The organism is Poseidonocella sedimentorum, assembly GCF_900116005.1.
GTDB lineage: Bacteria > Pseudomonadota > Alphaproteobacteria > Rhodobacterales > Rhodobacteraceae > Poseidonocella > Poseidonocella sedimentorum.
The window spans coordinates 513,817-532,069 of the sequence record NZ_FOYI01000001.1 but is presented as its reverse complement, the minus strand read 5'-3'; the positions used below and the strand labels follow the sequence as shown (position 1 = coordinate 532,069).

15 protein-coding genes are annotated in these 18,253 nt (G+C 67.2%); 10 read left to right on the top strand and 5 right to left on the bottom strand.

Annotation, left to right across the window (positions count from 1 at the left end):
* Positions 1 to 38: 38 nt before the first annotated feature.
* From BM353_RS02490 to acs, 6 genes are all read left to right on the top strand, one after another.
* Positions 39 to 1,376, top strand: coding sequence for a substrate-binding protein (locus tag BM353_RS02490; RefSeq protein ID WP_092076247.1), 1,338 nt, complete (start codon positions 39 to 41; stop codon positions 1,374 to 1,376).
* Positions 1,377 to 1,479: 103 nt separating this feature from the next.
* A complete protein-coding gene (locus tag BM353_RS02485; protein WP_092076245.1) occupies positions 1,480 to 2,511 on the top strand; it encodes a branched-chain amino acid ABC transporter permease in 1,032 nt (343 codons plus the stop codon).
* A gap of 3 nt (positions 2,512 to 2,514) precedes the next feature.
* The gene (locus BM353_RS02480) at positions 2,515 to 3,717 is read left to right on the top strand and encodes a branched-chain amino acid ABC transporter permease (protein ID WP_092076243.1); all 1,203 of its coding nucleotides are present in this window, start codon (positions 2,515 to 2,517) and stop codon (positions 3,715 to 3,717) included.
* Positions 3,718 to 3,728: 11 nt separating this feature from the next.
* Positions 3,729 to 4,484 carry an ABC transporter ATP-binding protein gene (locus BM353_RS02475; RefSeq protein ID WP_092076241.1) on the top strand — a complete coding sequence of 252 codons (756 nt, stop codon included), beginning with the start codon at positions 3,729 to 3,731 and terminating at the stop codon, positions 4,482 to 4,484.
* Positions 4,485 to 4,496: 12 nt separating this feature from the next.
* Entirely contained in the window at positions 4,497 to 5,252 is a 756-nt protein-coding gene (locus BM353_RS02470; protein WP_092076239.1) for an ABC transporter ATP-binding protein, read from the top strand.
* An 86-nt stretch (positions 5,253 to 5,338) separates the two neighbouring features.
* On the top strand, positions 5,339 to 7,288 hold the full coding sequence (gene acs, locus BM353_RS02465) for an acetate--CoA ligase (RefSeq protein WP_092076237.1): 1,950 nt from the start codon (positions 5,339 to 5,341) through the stop codon (positions 7,286 to 7,288).
* Between the two features lie 38 nt (positions 7,289 to 7,326).
* Here the strand turns inward: acs and BM353_RS02460 are convergent, their stop codons facing one another.
* The 3 genes from BM353_RS02460 to araD are packed head-to-tail and all read right to left on the bottom strand — an operon-like array spanning position 7,327 to position 10,691.
* Positions 7,327 to 7,974 carry a DUF998 domain-containing protein gene (locus BM353_RS02460; RefSeq protein ID WP_092076235.1) on the bottom strand — a complete coding sequence of 216 codons (648 nt, stop codon included), beginning with the start codon at positions 7,972 to 7,974 and terminating at the stop codon, positions 7,327 to 7,329.
* A gap of 57 nt (positions 7,975 to 8,031) precedes the next feature.
* Complete coding sequence (locus BM353_RS02455; RefSeq protein ID WP_092076233.1) at positions 8,032 to 8,949, bottom strand: Gfo/Idh/MocA family protein; 918 nt, start codon at positions 8,947 to 8,949, stop codon at positions 8,032 to 8,034.
* Complete coding sequence (gene araD, locus BM353_RS02450; RefSeq protein WP_092076231.1) at positions 8,949 to 10,691, bottom strand: L-arabinonate dehydratase; 1,743 nt, start codon at positions 10,689 to 10,691, stop codon at positions 8,949 to 8,951. Before araD ends, BM353_RS02455 begins: the two co-directional genes overlap by 1 nt.
* Before the next feature lie 200 nt (positions 10,692 to 10,891).
* Between araD and BM353_RS02445 the strand changes: the two genes are divergently transcribed.
* Positions 10,892 to 11,560, top strand: a complete 669-nt coding sequence (locus BM353_RS02445; protein ID WP_092076229.1) for a class I SAM-dependent methyltransferase — start codon at positions 10,892 to 10,894, stop codon at positions 11,558 to 11,560.
* A gap of 114 nt (positions 11,561 to 11,674) precedes the next feature.
* Positions 11,675 to 12,658, top strand: a complete 984-nt coding sequence (locus tag BM353_RS02440) for a hypothetical protein (RefSeq protein ID WP_092076227.1) — start codon at positions 11,675 to 11,677, stop codon at positions 12,656 to 12,658.
* Positions 12,659 to 12,668: 10 nt separating this feature from the next.
* Here the strand turns inward: BM353_RS02440 and BM353_RS02435 are convergent, their stop codons facing one another.
* The gene (locus tag BM353_RS02435) at positions 12,669 to 13,562 is read right to left on the bottom strand and encodes an N-acetylmuramoyl-L-alanine amidase (protein WP_092076225.1); all 894 of its coding nucleotides are present in this window, start codon (positions 13,560 to 13,562) and stop codon (positions 12,669 to 12,671) included.
* Between the two features lie 178 nt (positions 13,563 to 13,740).
* Between BM353_RS02435 and BM353_RS02430 the strand changes: the two genes are divergently transcribed.
* Positions 13,741 to 15,033, top strand: a complete 1,293-nt coding sequence (locus tag BM353_RS02430; protein ID WP_092076223.1) for an O-acetylhomoserine aminocarboxypropyltransferase/cysteine synthase family protein — start codon at positions 13,741 to 13,743, stop codon at positions 15,031 to 15,033.
* Positions 15,034 to 15,059: 26 nt separating this feature from the next.
* On the opposite strand, the gene BM353_RS02425 is transcribed toward BM353_RS02430, so the two are convergent.
* Positions 15,060 to 15,800 (bottom strand): SIMPL domain-containing protein, encoded by a 741-nt coding sequence (locus BM353_RS02425; protein ID WP_245759529.1) that lies wholly within the window; start codon positions 15,798 to 15,800, stop codon positions 15,060 to 15,062.
* A 175-nt stretch (positions 15,801 to 15,975) separates the two neighbouring features.
* Here BM353_RS02425 and BM353_RS02420 point away from each other — a divergent pair, with 175 nt between their 5' ends.
* Positions 15,976 to 18,156 carry an ICP22 family protein gene (locus BM353_RS02420; RefSeq protein WP_092076217.1) on the top strand — a complete coding sequence of 727 codons (2,181 nt, stop codon included), beginning with the start codon at positions 15,976 to 15,978 and terminating at the stop codon, positions 18,154 to 18,156.
* Positions 18,157 to 18,253 lie beyond the last annotated feature (97 nt).

Here is an 18,253-nt window from a genome sequence, read left to right as displayed (position 1 = left end):
AGGAGCCCGATCTTGCACATATCCAATGGGAGGGATGTATGTCCAAAACTACTCTGACACGTCGTGGTGTCCTGAGCCGTGGTGCCGTTGCCGGCGCCGGCCTCGCGGTCCCCACGATCTTCACCGGCTCGTCCGTTGCGGGTTTCACCAACGAGCCCACCGGCGGCGCCGTCACGCTCGGCTTCAACGTGCCCCAGACCGGCCCCTATGCCGATGAGGGCGCCGACGAGCTGCGCGCTTTCGAGCTTGCGGTTGAACACCTCAACGGCGGCGGCGACGGCGGCATGATGTCGACCTTCAGCTCCAACGCGCTGGAGGGCACCGGGATCCTCGGCAAGAAGGTCGAATACGTCACCGGCGACACCCAGACCAAATCCGACGCCGCCCGCGCATCCGCCCGCTCGATGATCGAAAAGGACGGCGCGGTGATGATCTCCGGCGGCTCGTCCTCCGGCGTGGCCGTGGCCGTCCAGGCGCTCTGCCAGGAGGCGGGCGTGATCTTCATGGCCGGCCTCACCCACTCCAACGACACCACCGGCAAGGACAAGAAGGCCAATGGCTTCCGCCACTTCTTCAACTCCTACATGTCCGGCGCGGCCCTCGCCCCGATCCTCGGCGCGAACTACGGCAATGACCGCAAGGCCTATCACCTGACGGCGGACTACAACTGGGGCTACACCACCGAGGAAGCCGTGCGCACCTCGACCGAAGCCATCGGCTGGGAAACCGTCGCCGCGGTCAAGACGCCGCTCACCCAGACGGACTTCTCGTCCTACATCGCGCCGGTGCTCCAATCGGGCGCGGATGTGCTCGTGCTCAACCACTACGGCGGGAACATGGTCAACTCGCTGACCAACGCCGTGCAGTTCGGCCTGCGTGACAAGATCGTCAACGGCAAGCAGTTCGAGATCGTCGTGCCGCTCTACAGCCGCCTGATGGCCAAGGGCGCGGGCGCCAACGTGAAGGGCATCTTCGGCTCCACCAACTGGCACTGGTCGCTGACCGACGCGGGCTCGCAAGCCTTCGTCAAATCCTTCGGCACCAAATACGGCTTCCCGCCGAGCCAGGCCGCGCACACCTGCTATGTGCAGACCCTGCTCTATGCCGATGCCGTTGCGCGCGCCGGATCGTTCAACCCCTGCGCCGTGGCCGAAGCCCTCGAAGGTTTCGAATTCGACGGCATGGGCAACGGCCCGACGCTCTACCGCGCGGAAGATCACCAGTGCTTCAAGGACGTGCTGGTCGTGAAAGGGAAGGAAAACCCGACCTCCGAGTTCGACCTTCTGGAGATCGTGGAAGTGACCCCGGCTGCACAAGTGACCTACGACGCCTCCATCTTCGGCGGCGATCTGGGCAGTTGCAACCCGGGCGCCTGATCGCCCGGCCGGGGCGGGCCATGCGCCCGCCCCGCACCGTCTCCGCACAAGTTCCGGGCCGCAGGCGGCCCCCGGTATCACTCGAATTCCAGAGGCCAAATCGATGGAAGCGATAATCCTGCAGGTCCTCAACGGACTCGACAAAGGCTCGGCCTACGCGCTCATCGCGCTCGGCCTGACGCTGATCTTCGGCACGCTCGGCGTCGTGAACTTCGCCCACGGCGCGCTGTTCATGATCGGCGCCTTCTGCGCCGTCACCCTGAGCCGTATCCTGACCCTGAGCCACACCATCATCGATGAGACCCGGACCGACTTTCTCGGCAACCCGCTCAAGGTCGATGTTCCCTATGTCTACGGCTGGTTCGGCGAATCCGCCGGGGCCGCGATCATCGACTGGGCGGTGCCGCTGTCGATCCTCTTCGCCATTCCCGTCATGATCACCCTCGGCGTCGTCATGGAACGCGGGCTGATCAAGCACTTCTACAAGCGCCCGCACGCGGACCAGATCCTCGTGACCTTCGGCCTCGCCATCGTGCTTCAGGAAGTGATCAAGTATTTCTACGGCGCCAACCCGATCCCGACCCCGGCCCCCGACGCCTTCCGCGGCTCGTTCGATTTCGGCGCGATGCTGGGGTTTGATCCCAACATCATCATCTACCCCTACTGGCGGATCATCTACTTCGTCTTCGCCGCGATCATCATCGGCGGGGTCTTTGCCTTCCTGCAATTCACCACCTTCGGAATGGTGGTCCGCGCCGGCATGGCCGACCGCGAGACGGTGCAGCTTCTGGGGATAAACATCGACCGCCGCTTCACGCTCATGTTCGGCCTTGCCGCCGCCGTGGCGGGGCTCGCGGGGGTGATGTACACGCCGATCAACTCGCCCAACTACCACATGGGCATGGACTTCCTCGTCCTGAGCTTCGTGGTCGTGGTGGTGGGCGGCATGGGCTCTCTGCCGGGCGCGGTGCTTGCCGGGTTCGTCCTTGGCATCCTCGAGAGTTTCGCCTCGATGCGCGAGGTGCTCGAAGTGCTGCCGGGCATCAATCAGATCATCATCTATCTCGTGGCGATCATCATTCTATTGACCCGACCGCGTGGCCTCATGGGCCGCAAGGGCGTGATGGAGGACTGACCCATGTTCGGACTGAACCCTAAAGACGCCCGCCTGCTCATCATCGTCGCCATCATGGTGGTGGCCGCGCCGGTGCTGCTCAACCCCTTCCCTGAAGGCTCCAACCTCGCGCAGTTCAACGCCGGCTACCCGGACCTCATGCAGCGTTTCGTGATCTTCGGGATCTTCGCCATCGGCTTCAACATCCTCTTCGGCCTCACCGGCTACCTGAGCTTCGGCCACGCGGCCTTCCTCGGGATCGGCTCCTACGCCGCGATCTGGATGATGAAACTGCTGACGATGAACATCATCCCCGGCATCATCGTGTCGGTCATCGTGGCGGGGGTCTTCTCGCTCGCGGTGGGGTGGATCTCGCTGCGCCGGTCGGGGATCTACTTCTCGATCCTGACGCTCGCCTTTGCCCAGATGTGCTACTCGCTGGCCTATTCCGTGCTCACGCCGATCACCGGCGGCGAGACCGGGCTCCAGCCCAAGGTCAACGACCCGCGTATCCTCGATGCCGCCACCAACGACGGCGTGGTCCCCAAGACCAACCTCTTCGGACTGGAGATGACCAGCAGCACCGAGATCGTCATGGGCGGCTGGGTCTTTACCCTCAACGCCGGCTACTACGTCGCCGCGCTGGTCATGCTGATCTCCTTCTACATCTCGATCCGCATCTTCCGCTCGCCCTTCGGCGTCATGTTGCGGGCGGTGAAATCGAACCAGCAGCGGATGAACTACACCGGCCTCAACCCCAAGCCCTACACGCTCGCGGCCTTCGTGATCTCGGGCATGTACGCCGGGCTCGCCGGCGGGCTCATGGTGGCGATGGACACGCAAGCCGGGGCGGACCGGATGTTCTGGACGGCGTCGGGCGAGGTGGTGCTCATGACCATCCTGGGCGGTGTCGGCACGCTCATCGGCCCGGTGCTCGGCGCCGGCGCGATCAAGTACATGGAAAACATCCTGTCCAAGATCAACAAGGACATCCTGCACCAGTGGTTCGCGCTTCTGCCCGACGGGCTGGAGGATGTGATCGTCGCGCTGATCTATCCCTTCGTCGGCAAGGGCTGGCACCTCACGCTGGGGCTGCTGTTCATGCTGGTGGTGATCTTCCTGCCCGGTGGGCTGGTGGAAGGCGGCCAGCGCATCGCCGCGCTCTTCAAGCGCAAGCGCAAACCCGAAGATGCCCGCTCGGGCAAATCCACCGAACCCGCGGAATAAGGAGGCCGACCATGGGAATTCTTGAAGTCAAGAACGTCAACAAGCGCTTCGGCGGCCTCCAGGCCCTGGGCGACGTGAACCTCAGCGTGGCGGAGAACACCTGCCACGCGATCATCGGGCCCAACGGCGCGGGCAAGTCGACCCTGCTCAACTGCCTCGTCGGCAAGCTGATCCCCGACACCGGCTCGGTCATGTTCGACGGCCAGTCGGTGCTCGGCCGCAGCCCGCATGAGATCAACCAGATGGGCATCTCCCGCGTGTTTCAGACGCCCGAGATCTTCGGCGAGTTGAGCGTGATGGAAAACATGATGATCCCCTGTTTCGCCCGGCGCGACGGGGCCTTCCGGATGCATGCCTACAAGGACGCGGGCGCCGAGCGCGATATCATCGACCGCGCCGAATCCGTGCTCGAAGACCTCAACATGATCGACAAGCGCGAGATGACCGCGTCCTCCATGTCGCGCGGCGACAAGCGGCGCCTCGAGATCGCCATGTGCCTCGCCCAGGAGCCGCGCCTGCTGCTGCTTGACGAGCCCACGGCGGGCATGGCGCGGGCCGATACCAACAACACCATCGACCTGCTCAAGCGCATCAAGGCCGAGCGCGACATCACCATCGCGATCATCGAGCATGACATGCATGTGGTGTTTTCGCTGGCCGACCGGATCACCGTTCTGGCACAGGGCACCCCGCTCGTCGAAGACACGCCCGACAAGATCAAGGGCCACCCGAAAGTCCGCGAAGCCTATCTCGGCGAAGCGGCGTAAGGAGACGATCAGATGAACGTCAAACCCGACTTCTCGAAGGGGCACAACTACGCCGAAACCGCCCCCGCCTTCCTCTCCGTGTGGAACATGGAGAGCTATTACGGCGAGAGTTACATCGTGCAGAACATCTCGTTCAACCTGCACGAGGGCGAGATCCTCGCGCTTCTGGGCCGCAACGGCGCGGGCAAGACCTCGACCCTGCGTTCCATCGCCCGGATGGATGACCCGCAGGTCACCCATGGCGAGATCTGGCTCGATCACCAGCCGCTGCACAAGATGAAGAGCCACGAGGCCGCCGCGGCGGGGATCGGGCTCGTGCCCGAAGACCGGCGCATCATCCCCGGCCTGACGGTGGAGGAAAACCTCCAGCTCGCCCAGATCGCGCCCCCCGTGGGCTGGTCGCTGGAGCGGCTCTACGATCTCTTCCCGCGCCTCGGCGAGCGCCGCAAGCAGGAGGGCGTGACCCTCTCCGGCGGGGAGCAACAGATGCTCGCCATCGCCCGGGCGCTCGCGCGCGACATCAAGGTGCTGCTGCTTGACGAACCCTACGAGGGCCTTGCGCCAGTGATCGTCGACGAGATCGAAAAGACGCTGCGCATCATCAAGGAGCAGGGCATCACCACCGTGCTGGTCGAGCAGAACGCCGTGCGTGCGCTGGAGCTGGCCGACCGCTCCGTCATCCTCGACACCGGCGGCATCGTCTTTGACGGATCCGCCGCCGAGGTGTTGCAAAACGACGAGCTTCGGTCTGAATATCTGGCCATCTGAAGTTCGAGGGCCCGCCCCGCGCCGCAGCGCCGCCCGCGGGGCAGGCCCGACCTGACCAAGCAATTCTCAAGATCGTGGGGAAGACCATGTCCGACGCCAAACTCTATCCGCCCACCCCCGAATTCGCCGCTGGGGCCCACGCCGACGCGGACCGCTACCGCGAGATGTACGCCGCCTCGATCGCCGATCCCGAGGCCTTCTGGGCCGAGGAGGCCAAGCGGCTCGACTGGATCACGGCGCCGACCAAGATCAAGAACGTAAGCTTCGCCCACCCCGATGTCTCGATCAAATGGTTCGAGGACGGGGTGCTCAATGTCTGCGCCAACTGCGTTGACCGCCACGTGGAGAGCCGGGGCGATCAGGTCGCGATCATCTGGGAGGGCGACGAGCCCGGCACCCAGAAGGAGATCACCTACATCCAGCTCCATGAGCACGTCTCGCGCTTTGCCAATGTGCTCAAGGGCCTCGGCGTGACCAAGGGCGACCGGGTGACGATCTACCTGCCGATGATCCCCGAAGCGGCCTATGCGATGCTCGCCTGCGCCCGGATCGGCGCGGTGCATTCGGTTGTCTTCGCCGGGTTTTCGCCCGATGCGCTCGCCAGCCGGATCAACGATTGCGGCTCGAGCGTCGTCATCACCGCCGACGAGGCCAGACGCGGCGGGCGCACCGTCCCGCTCAAGGCCAATGTCGACGCCGCCCTGCCCCACGCGCTCGGCGTGGAAAAGGTGCTCGTGGTCGAACACACCGGCGCGCAGGTCGACATGGCCGCCACGCGCGACGTCTGGTGGCACGAGGCCGCCGCGGGGGTGGATGATTTTTGCGATCCCGAGCCGATGAGCGCGGAAGACCCGCTCTTCATCCTCTACACCTCGGGCTCCACCGGGACCCCCAAGGGCGTGCTGCACAGCACCGGCGGCTACCTGCTCTACGCCGCGATGACCCAGCAATACACCTTCGACTATCACGACGGCGACATCTTCTGGTGCGGCGCCGATGTCGGCTGGGTCACTGGCCACAGCTACATCCTCTATGGCCCCCTCGCGAACGGAGCGACGACGCTGATGTTCGAGGGCGTGCCGACCTACCCCGATGCCTCGCGCTTCTGGCGGATCTGCGAGAAGTACAAGGTCAACCAGTTCTACACCGCCCCGACCGCGATCCGCGCGCTCATGGGGGCGGGCAACCAGTATGTCGAGGGCCATGATCTGTCCTCGCTCAAGGTTCTCGGCACCGTGGGCGAGCCGATCAACCCCGAGGCCTGGAACTGGTACAACGAGCAGATCGGCAAGGGCAAAACCCCCATCGTCGATACCTGGTGGCAGACCGAAACCGGCGGCCACCTGCTGACACCGCTCCCCGGCGCCACGGCGACCAAACCAGGCTCGGCCACCCTGCCCTTCTTCGGCGTCGAGCCGGTCATCCTCGACCCGACCAGCGGGCAGGAAATCACCGGCAATCCCGCCGAGGGCGTTCTGTGTCTCAAGGACAGCTGGCCCGGCCAGATGCGCACCGTCTGGGGCGATCACAAACGCTTCGTGAAAACCTATTTCTCCGACTACAAGGGCTACTACTTCTCCGGCGATGGCTGCCGCCGCGACGAGGATGGCTACTACTGGATCACCGGCCGGGTCGATGACGTGATCAACGTCTCGGGCCACCGGATGGGCACAGCCGAGGTCGAAAGCGCGCTGGTGGCGCACCCCAAGGTCTCCGAAGCCGCGGTCGTGGGCTATCCCCACGCGGTCAAGGGTCAGGGCATCTACTGCTACGTGACGCTCATGGCCGGTCAGGAGCCGACCGAAGAGCTGCGCAAGGAGCTCCGCGACTGGGTCCGCAAGGAGATCGGCCCGATCGCCTCGCCCGACCTCATCCAATGGGCGCCCGGCCTGCCCAAGACCCGCTCGGGCAAGATCATGCGCCGCATCCTGCGCAAGATCGCCGAGGATGATTTCGGCGCGCTTGGCGACACCTCGACGCTGGCCGAACCGGCCGTGGTGGATGACCTCATCGCCAACCGGATGAACAAGGGCTGAGACTGCTCCCGGGGCTCGAAGCTTGACCGCTTCGGGCCCTACTCCGGTGGCGACGACACGCTCGACGCCGCGACTTTTCCGATCAGGATGAAGTGCAGATAGATCCACGTCTCAAGCAGGCGTTGGACCAATCCCTGCGCATCTTCGAACACGGCTATGGCGACGAAGAGCCCGACGCCAACCAGTGCGGCGGGCAATGCAACGCGCCTGAGTGGCGAGGCTTTCGGCGCGCTCAGGCCAAGCGTGACCAACCCGATCAAGGCGAGCGGATAGGCCGTTGCGGCGATCGCCATATGGGCGATGTGTGCGTTGGTGTTTGATGCGCCCTCGCCGGCGCTCTGGCAGCCAGCGTCACAGGGCAGGACCGCAGCCGCTATCAGAAGTGCCGCGTATGAAAACAGGCAAATGAGCGCGACGCGCGTGGCTTTGCTGTCCTCACAAGACGCGCGCAGCAGGGCAAGGAACGCCAGCAGCAAAATCTCGGCCGGAATGAAGACGGCATAGTTGGTCCAGGCGGCGAAGGGCGCGCCATCCGCTCCGAGCGCGCTCATGAATTGCGTGATGTGCGAATAGCCCGGGGTCAGCGCCCCGAGGATCCCGACGCCGATCGCCAACCAGAGCCCGCTCAGGATCGGCAAGACAACGAGGCCGCGCGGGCGCGTCTTGACCCAATGATCAGGGCGCAACGCTCTGTCCTCGCCCCGGGGGTATCGTGTTTTCACGGCGTGAGGGTCCTGCGCGGATCAGAAATCGAAAGGCGCGACCGTCTCGCGCCGCCCCAGCAGGAAGGCATCGGCCACGTGGCGCAGCGGCGCGAGGTCCACATTCGAGGCGCCCGCGCGGACCAGCTCGGCCATGCGCGCGTAAAGCCGAGGGTATTCCCCCTCGCCCTCGGGTGCGATGTCCTCGCCGTTCACCGAAAGCTTGCCCCCGCCCTCGGTGAGGCGCAAAGCGCCCGAAGCCGTCTCGACCGCGATCTCCCATGTCTGCGGCCCGGTCTGGCGCCAGTCAAACGCCGCGCTGACCTCCGCCCCGCCGGGGTGGGCAAAGCGCAGATCGGCAGCAATCGGCGTCTGGCGGTTTTGCGGGAACAAGAGCTCCGCGCCGCTGAGATGCACCGGCTGGGCCAAGATCTCCGTCAGGATCGAGAGCGCGTTGATGCCGGGATCGAAGACCCCGAGACCGCCGGGCTCGAAGACCCACTCCTGCCCCGGATGCCAGCGGCGCACGTCCTCTTTCCACGTGACCGTCACCCGCCGGATCTCCCGGCCCGACAGCCAGTCGCGCGCGGGCGCGACCCCGGCGGCCTCCCGCGAATGCCACGTGGCAAAGAGCGACACCCCCGCCTCCGCCGCCATCGCCTCCAGCGCGTGGCATTCCGAGAGCGTCGCCCCGGGCGGTTTTTCGAGCATCAGATGCCGCCCCGCCGCGATCAGCTCGCGCGCATAGAAAAAGCGCGGCACGGGCGGCAGACAGAGCGACACCGTCCCGATATCGGGGTGTGCGGCCAGCATGTCGGCGAGCGAGGTGTAGGCCGGCACGCCCTCGACCGACCCCGCCCGCGAAACCGTCGCGGCCAGCTCCCAGTCCGGGGAGGCGGCAATGGCGGGGACGTGCTGATCCTGCGCGATCTTTCCGATGCCGACGAGCGCGATCTTCATCAGTGGGAATCCTTGCCCACCGGCGCGCCGCGACAGCCGCGCAGGAAGTCGAGATCCGCGCCCGTATCGGCGCCCTGAACATGGGACTGGTGCAGCATGAGATAGCCCGAGCTCGCCACCTCGTGGCGCGGCTCCCAGGCCGCCAGCCGCGCGGCGAGTTCCTCGTCCGAGACCTCAAGGTGCAGCGTCCGGTTCGGCACGTCGAGCGCGATCATGTCGCCATCGCGCACCACCGCGAGCGGCCCGCCCGCCGCCGCTTCGGGCGAGCTGTGCAGCACCACCGTGCCATAGGCCGTGCCCGACATGCGCGCGTCGGAGATACGCACCATGTCGGTGATCCCCTTACGCAACACCTTGGGCGGCAGGCCCATGTTGCCCACCTCGGCCATGCCCGGATAGCCGCGCGGCCCGCAGTTCTTGAGCACCATGATACAGGTCTCGTCGATGTCGAGCGCCTCGTCGTTGATCTTGGCCTTGTAGTCGTCGATGTCCTCAAAGACGACTGCCCGGCCCCGGTGGGTCAGCAGATGCTCGCTCGCGGCCGAGGGCTTGAGCACCGCCCCGTCCGGCGCGAGATTGCCGCGCAAGACCGCGATGCCGCCCGACTGGGTCAGCGCCTTTTCGGCGGGGCGGATCACATCGGCGTTGTGGTTGCGCACGGCTTTGACCTCGTCCCACACGGGCCCGCCGGAGACGGTCAGCGCGTCGCGGTGCAAGAGCCCCGCTTCGCCCAGCTGGCGCAACACGACCGGCAAGCCGCCCGCATAGAAGAACTCTTCCATGAGGTATTCGCCCGAGGGCATGAGGTTGACGATCGTCGGCACATCGCGCCCGCAACGGTCCCAATCCTCCAGCGTAAGATCGGTGCCGACCCGGCCCGCGAGCGCCAGAAGGTGGATCACGGCATTGGTCGAGCCGCCAATGGCCGCGTTGGTGCGGATCGCGTTCTCGAAGGCTTTTTTCGTCAGGATATCAGAGGGTTTCAGGTCGTCCTTCACCATCTGCACGATGCGCCGGCCGGTGAGTTGCGCCATCGCGCGGCGACGGCTGTCGACCGCCGGGATCGCCGCATTGCCCGAAAGCGCCATCCCGAGCGCTTCGGCCATGCTCGCCATTGTCGAGGCGGTTCCCATGGTGTTGCAGGCGCCCGCGCTGCGCGACATCGAGGACTCCGCTTCGAGGAATTCCTCCTGCGTCATCTCGCCGGCCTTCACCGCTTCGGAGAACTTCCACAGATGCGTGCCCGAGCCGACGCGCTCGCCCTGAAAATAGCCGTTGAGCATCGGCCCGCCGCTCACCACGATGGAGGGCAGATCGCAGGACGCCGCGGCCATCATCAGCGAGGGCGTGGTCTTGTCGCAGCCCACCAGCAGCACGCAGCCGTCCATCGGCTGGCCGCGGATGGTCTCCTCGGTCGCCAGCGCCGCGAGGTTGCGGAACATCATCGCCGTGGGGCGGAAGGTGCTCTCGGAGGCCGAAAACACCGGAACCTCCACCGGGAAGCCCCCCGCCTCCCAGACACCGGCCTTCACCTTTTCGGCCAGATCCCGCAAATGCCCGTTGCAGGGCGTGAGGTCCGACCAGGTGTTGAGGATGCCGATGATCGGGCGCCCGTCGAACAGATCGTCGGGATAGCCCTGATTCTTGAGCCAGCCCCGGTGATAGATCGTGTCGCGGCTGGCGCCGCCATACCATTCCTGCGAACGCAGCTTGCGGGGCCATGGGGCGGGCGTGAACGTCATCGGATCTCCTTTGACAACGTGAGCGGGCGTGGGCTGAGGCGCCGCGGGCCGGGTGCGGCGCCTGTGACGTCTGTCCCCCTTGCGATAGCGCAGGTGGGCTTTCGTGTAAAATCGAAAGGGCCGTCCGGCCGTATCGCCCCCGTCTTGCGCGCGCGCCGCGTCGCGGCCACAATCGGCGTCTGAGAACAGGGGCGGGACCGATGTCATCGAAGGCCAATCACTTCACGGCAAACGGGTATCGGGCGCGGGTGGAGCGGCAGGTGCCGGGGTTGAACGATCTGCACCGGATCGTCGGGCTGCTTCTGGCAGAGACCATGGCCGAGAGCGGCAGCGTCCTGGCCCTCGGCGCGGGCGGCGGCATGGAGCTTCAGGCATTGCGAGAGCACCATCCGGGCTGGACCTTTGCCGCGGTGGACCCGTCGGCCGACATGATCGCCCAGGCAACTGAAACACTGGGCGGCGATCTCGACCGCATCAGCTTCACCCATGGCTACATCGATGACGCCCCGGCCGGACCGTTTGACGGGGCGACCTGCCTGCTGGTGCTGCATTTTCTGGAACGCGAAGAGCGGCTGCGAACTCTGCGGGAGCTGCGCCGCCGTCTGCGCACCGGCGCGCCTTTGGTGGTTGTCCATCACAGCTTTCCCACAGGCGATGAGGACCGGTGGCTGGACCGCTACGCGGATTTTCAGATCGCGCGCGGGGCGGATGCGGCCCGGACAAGAGCCGGGATCGCGAGCATGAAGGATAAGTTGCCCGCGCTGTCGCCGTCGGAAGACGAGGCCCTGCTGCAACGCGCCGGGTTTGAGCGGGTCGCGCTTTTCTACGCGGCGCTGACTTTCAAGGGGTGGATATCCTTCGCGGCGTAGCAGTTTTGCCCCCGCGTCCCCTCGCCCCTCTTCCCCTCAGCTGCCGCGCCTTCTAGCGTGGCCCGGCCAGAACAAGACAGGACAGAACAAGACAGGACAGAAAACCGAGGGGCCATGGCCGCGTTCAACATCCTCATCGTCGCCCAGGCGGGGCGGTTGCAATACGAAGCCGCGCTCTTTGCGGCCTCCTTGCGCGCGCGCAGCCCCGGGTTCACCGGCCGGCTGATCGTCGCCGTGCCGCGCGCCGGCCCGCTCTGGCCGAAGGATCCGGGCCTGTCGGACCCGGAGGTCAGCGCGCTGCTGACCCGGCTGGGGGGCGAGATCACCGGGTTCGATGCCCACGTCTTCGGCGCGAGCTATCCGCAGGGCAACAAGATCGAGGCGCTCGGCGCACTGCCCGCGCGCGCGCCCTTCGTCTTTTTCGACAGCGACACGCTCATCCTCGATGAGCTTGCCGATATCCCTTTCGATTTCGGTCGCCCCTCCGCCTCGCTGCGCGTCGAGGGGACATGGCCCCAGCCCGCGCTCTACGGGCCCGGCTACGCGGAGATCTGGCGCGCGCTCTATGAGCGGTTCGGGCTCGATTTCGAAAGCTCGCTCGACCTCTCCCAACCCGATGAGCATTGGCGGCGCTACCTCTACTTCAACGCCGGCGTTTTTTATGGCCGCTGCCCGCAGGAGTTCGGCGCGCGGTTTCTCGACTACGCGCGCAGCATCCGGGACGATCCGCCCGAGGAACTGGCCTGCCAGTCGCTCGATCCCTGGCTCGACCAGATCGCCCTGCCGCTCGTGATCCACGGGCTTGGCGGCGGGCGCGCGGCCCTGCCCGAGGGGTGGATCGACGGGCGCAGCACCTGTCATTACCGGATGCTCCCCCTGCTTTATGCGCGCGAGGCGGATCGGGTGGTGGAGGTGCTCGAAGAGGTGGCCGCGCCCAACCGGATCAAGAAGGTGCTCAAGGGCTGGGAGCCGATGAAACGGATGGTCTATCAGGGCCGGGGCCGCAAGGCGCGCGCGCTTTTTGACCGCGACGCCCTGCCGCGCAAGGAACAGGCGATCCGCAACCGCCTGCGCCGGGAAGGGTTCTGGATGCGCTGAGCCCGCGGGATCAGACCGCGACGAGGTAGCCCGAATAGACCCAGCCATCGAGCTCGGCCCCGCCATCCGCATCGAGCACGGTCACGAACCACCAGCGCCCCTCGGCCTCGTTGAACTGGACCTTGGTGCCGACGGCGAGGTTTTCCTCGCGCGCCTTGGCGTTGGCCTTGCCCGGCCCGGTGCGGATCGCAAGGCCGCCGGGCGTGCCAGCGCGCACCTCCCACAGAAGATCCCCGTCCTCGCCGCGGCCGAACACGGTGCCGCGAAAGCTGTTCATGTCGAAGAGCGGACCGGGATCGGTCTTGCGGCCGGGCGAGATGTCGTCATGGCCGATGACATCTTCCAGATCGTACTGCTCGATCAGCAGCTTGGCGATCTCGATGGCCGCGACGAGCTGATCGCGCGGGTAGATCTCCCAGCCCGGGTTGCTGACATTGCCCGAGCCATGCAGCCAGACCGCGCCGTTCTTGTGCCGCGCCTCGGCGATATTGTCGGGGCTGACCCGGACGCCGAGCGGGTTGGTCCAGGCCCCGCTCGCGGTGCGCACGCAGGCGCCCGCGTTGGCCAGCTCGATCCCGATGGAATGGTGGTTGAGCCCGTCGATGCGCGCGCCGTCCCGCGCGCGCCAGGCGCTCCGGCCAGCATGCCAGGCGCGTTTGGTAAACGGGACGGACTGGATCACCGAGCCATCGCGCTCGATGGTCAGATGCGCCGAGGCCTTGGCGGCCGGGTTGGTGAACCACGAGGCCGAGCTGCGCCCCGAGCTGCCGGCGGTATAGTGCATCACCAGAAACCGTGGTTTTCGCCGGAAATTGCCGGAGTTATGGGGCGAGGCCATGTGTTCCACGCGGCCACCATCGAGATAAAGGAAATCGCCATCGGCGAGATCTCGGATCGAATACATCGGGGGTCTCCCTGAATTTCGCAATCAAAACGTCTTGGTTAATTGACCCAAGGTAACACGGACGCGCGCAATCCTGAAATTCCGGGAATCCATACCCCGCGTCCACTGTCGCTTCCCCCCCTCGCCCCGCTCGGCTAAGCTCCCGCCAACATCGGAAAAGAACGAGGAGGAATTCACGATGAGCGACGCTTCAAAACTCGGCTTCGACACCCTGCAGATCCACGCAGGCAGCGCGCCCGACCCGGCCACCGGCGCCCGCCAGACGCCGATCTACCAGACCACCGCCTTCGTGTTTCGCGATGCCGACCATGCCGCAAAGCTCTTCAACCTTCAGGAAGTCGGCTACATCTATTCGCGCCTGACCAACCCCACCGTCGCCGTGCTGCAAGAGCGCGTGGCAACGCTGGAGGGTGGGGTCGGCGCGGTCTGCTGCTCCTCGGGCCACGCCGCGCAGATCATGGCGCTTTTCCCGCTGATGGGCCCGGGCAAGAACGTGGTCGTCTCGACCCGGCTCTACGGCGGCTCGATCACCCAGTTCAGCCAGACGATCAAGCGCTTCGGCTGGTCGGCGAGCTTCGTGGATTTCGACGACCTCGGCGCCGTCGAGGCCGCCATCGATGACGACACCCGCGCGATCTTCTGCGAGTCGATCGCCAACCCCGGCGGCTACATCACCGATCTCGACGCGATCGCCAAGATCGCAGACGCCGCCGGGCTGCCGCTCATCGTCGACAACACCACCGCCTCGCCCTACCTCTGCCGGCCAATCGAGCACGGCGCGACGCTGGTGGTGCATTCGCTCACAAAGTTCCTCACCGGCAACGGCACGGTGACGGGCGGCTGCGTGGTCGACAGCGGCAAGTTCGACTGGTCGGCGTCGGACAAGTTCCCCTCGCTTTCCGCGCCCGAGCCGGCCTATCACGGGCTCACCTTCCACGAGACCTTCGGCCCCATGGCCTTCACCTTCCACGGCATCGCCATCGGCCTGCGCGATCTGGGCATGACGCTCAACCCACAGGCGGCGCATTACACCTTGCTGGGGATCGAGACGCTGTCGCTCCGGATGCAGCGCCATTGCGAGAATGCGATGCGCCTCGCGACCTGGCTCCAGACCCACCCCGCCGTGGCCGAGGTCACCTATGCCGGCTTGGGCAGCTCGCCCTATCACGACCGCGTCGCGCGGATCTGCCCCAAGGGCGCCAGCAGCCTCTTCACCATCCGGCTCAAGGACGGCTACGACGCCTGCGTCAAGCTGGTCGACAGTCTGGACCTCTTCAGCCACGTGGCCAATCTCGGCGATTCGCGGAGCCTTGTGATCCACTCCGCCTCGACCACCCACCGCCAGCTCACCGAGGAGCAGCAGGTCGCGGCCGGCGCCGGGCCCGATGTGGTGCGGTTCTCCGTGGGGCTTGAGGACGCCGAGGACCTCATCGCCGATCTCGATCAGGCACTGGCCAAGGCGAGCGCCTGATCTCGGCTGAACATGGGGCCGGTGGGCTACTCGCCCGCCGGCTCGTCCTCGCCGATCGCAAAGACCATGCTGACCTCCGCCGAGAGCGAGAGCTCGCCCTCCGCGATGGGCATGGAATCGGCCCGCATCGCGGCCATCTCGCGCATCACCGGCTGCGGCGCGGCGACGCCGCCTTCGGCAAGCTCCAGCAACGCGCCCAGCGACACGCCCGCCGCCTCGGCATAGAGCTCGGCCCGCGCCCGCGCATCGGCCACCGCCGCGCGGCGCGCCTCATCGATCAGCCCCCCCGGCTCGGCGATGCCGAAGGTCACGCCCTGAAACTCGTTGGCCCCGTCATCCAGCATCTCGCCCAGAAGCGCCCCGAGCTGCGGCAGATCCCGCACCCGGACGGTCAACCGGTTGGCGGCCTGGTAGCCGATGATCGCCGGGCTCTGCTGCGCCGGCCCATCGCGCCGCTCATAGATCGGGTGGAGCGACAGATCGCTGGTCTGGATGTCGCGGGCCGCGACGCCGCGCGCCTCCAGCCGGGAGAGCAGCGCATCGACCGCCGTGCTCACGTCGCCCATCGCGCCCGCCGCGCTCTCCGCCCGCTGTGTCACCCCGAGCCGCACCGTGGCCATGTCCGGCTCGGCAAAGACCTCGCCCTGCCCCGCAACCGCGATGCGCCCCGCGGCCTCGGCCAGAGCCGGGCTCAACGCCGAGACGGCCATCAACGCGCCCAGCCCGGCGGACATCACAGCCGCCCCAAGTGTCAAACGGTGTTTCATGCGGGGTCTCCCTTATGCCCGAACAGCTTCGTTACGCCTGCAACATGGGCGCCCCCCGCGCCCGCGCCAAGAGACGGTCCGCTGTTTTCCTTTTCCTAGGCGGGAAGCTGCTGTAAGTTCTTCCTGCCCGCCAAAAACTGCGCGTCACCCGCGCGCCTCTGATAAACCGCAAGACATGACACCGGACCTGGCTCTCATACTGTCCTTCGAGGGAATCGCGCTGCTGGAGCGCGCCGATGACGGGTGGCACAGCCTCGGCGAGGCCGATCCGGCCGATCCCGATCTCGCCCGGACCCTGGCGCGCTTGCGTGGCCGCGCCCGGACCAGTGCGCCCTACCCCACCAAGCTCATCCTGCCCGCCGAGCAGATCCGCTTCTTGCAACACGGTGGCGCGCTCAGCCATGAGGACGTGCGCGCCGCGCTCGAAGGGGCGACGCCCTACCCGGTGGAGGATCTGATCTTCGACTGGCTGACCTGCGGCGGCGAGACCTTTGTCGCCGCCACCGCCCGTCAGACGATCCGCGAAGCGGAGGAGTTCGCGCTGTCGCAAGGGTTCCTGCCAGTCTCGGTGGTCGGCGCGGTGCCCGAAGACGCCCATGATTGGGAGCCGTTTTTCGGCGCGTTGAGCGGGGCGCGGGCGGACGAGGACGAGGACGGGGACGCCGTGGTTGCGGCGGACGGGCTCGAAGAGCTTTCGCAAGCCGGCTTGGAGGCCCCGCAGCCGCCGGAGCCTGAACAGAGCGCGGCGGATGAGGCACCGGGCGCGGATGAGCCCGAAATCTTGCGGGACGGCTCCGCGCCGGAGGAGGACGCCGATCCGCAGGATGGCGCGGCTCTGCAGCAGGATCAGGAGCCCACGGCGCTACCGGAAGACCCAGACGATGTCTCGGCAACCGAGACGGGCACTAGCGACGGTCCGGCTCTGGTCGTCGACGACGAGAGTATCGCAGACCCGGACAGGACCGCCGCCGACCCAGTCGCGCCGCAAGACCCCGAGCCAGAGGGCGCGGGCGACACCGTTCTTCCGATCGCCCTCACCAACCCCGTGGCGACCAGCTCGCAGCGGGTGGATGACGCCGATGACGAGGCCCGGCGGCTAACGATCTTCGGCGCCCGTCCGCCCAGCGGGAGCGCCCCGGCACAGCGCCGCGCGCCGCGCGCGCCGTTGCTCCTGATCGCCGCTCTGGCGATCCTCGGCGTTGCGGGCGCGACCGTTTTCGCTACCGGGGCCGGCACCCCGCTTCTGAGTCGGATCTGGCCCGCCCCGCCGGCGGCGGAGATCATAGAAACCGCGCTCGACACCACCCCGGAGGAGAGCCCTGCCGACCCGGCCGCCGCGCCCGCGCCGGCCACCCAACCGGACGAGTTGCAGCTCACCGAAGACAGCCCCGCCGCGCCCGAGATCGATCTCGAAGCGTTGGAGGCCAGCTATGCCGCGACCGGGATCTGGCCCGCCGCGCCCGCGCCGCTCGCCGCGCCCGACGCGCCGGATCAGGCGGACATCCACCTCGCGGCGATCGATCCCCGCACGGTGATCGGCGATGCCATCGCCCTGCCCGATGCGGGCAGCCTCGCCGCTGACGATCCCGCCGCCGTGCTCATCGATCCCGCCCCGGCGGATACCGTGTTCGATCTCGGCCCTGATGGCCGCGTGCGCCCGACCCCGGATGGCGCCCTGACCCCCGACGGGATCATGGTCCATCTCGGCCCGCCACCGCGCCGCCCCCCGCCGACGCCAGACCGCCCTGATGAGGAGGCCCTGCGCGCAGAGACCTCGGCCGCGTTGCAACAGGCGCTGCTTGCCGCCGTGCGTCCGCTTGTGCGGCCCGAGACGCTTGTCGAGGAAAACGAGCGCGCCCAGTTCGGCGGGCGCAGCCGGGAGGAACTGGCCGGGATCCGCCCCCTCCTGCGGCCCCGCTCGCTTCAGGATGAGGCCGCCGCCAACGCGCCGGCCAATGCGCCCCCCTCGGCCCATGCCATCACTCTCTCGCCCAAGCCCCGCGCGCGGCCCGACGGGTTTGCCGCCGTGGTCGCCCGCGCCCAACCCGCGCCGCAAGCGCCCCAGGCCCCGGCAGTCAGCGCCGCCGCCGCGATCCGCGCCACCGCGCCCTCGGGCGCCTCGGTCGCGCGGCAGGCCACGACCGACAACGTGCTGCGCCTCAACCAGGTCAACCTCATCGGGGTTTACGGTGTTCCGAGCAACCGCCGCGCGCTCATCCGGCTCAGCAATGGCCGCTACGTCAAGGTCGAGGTGGGTGACACGCTCGACGGGGGCCGCGTCGCGGCGATCGGGGATGGCGAGTTGCGCTACGTCAAGAAAGGCCGCAACGTGGTGTTGCGAATGCCCAAAGGGTGAGCCGACGGGCCCCGCTGCCCGCCGCCCTCACCCCGCCCCACGCCTGAGCCCGTCCCGCCACCTCCCGACGCCACGCCCGCGCCCCCAGCCAGTCCCG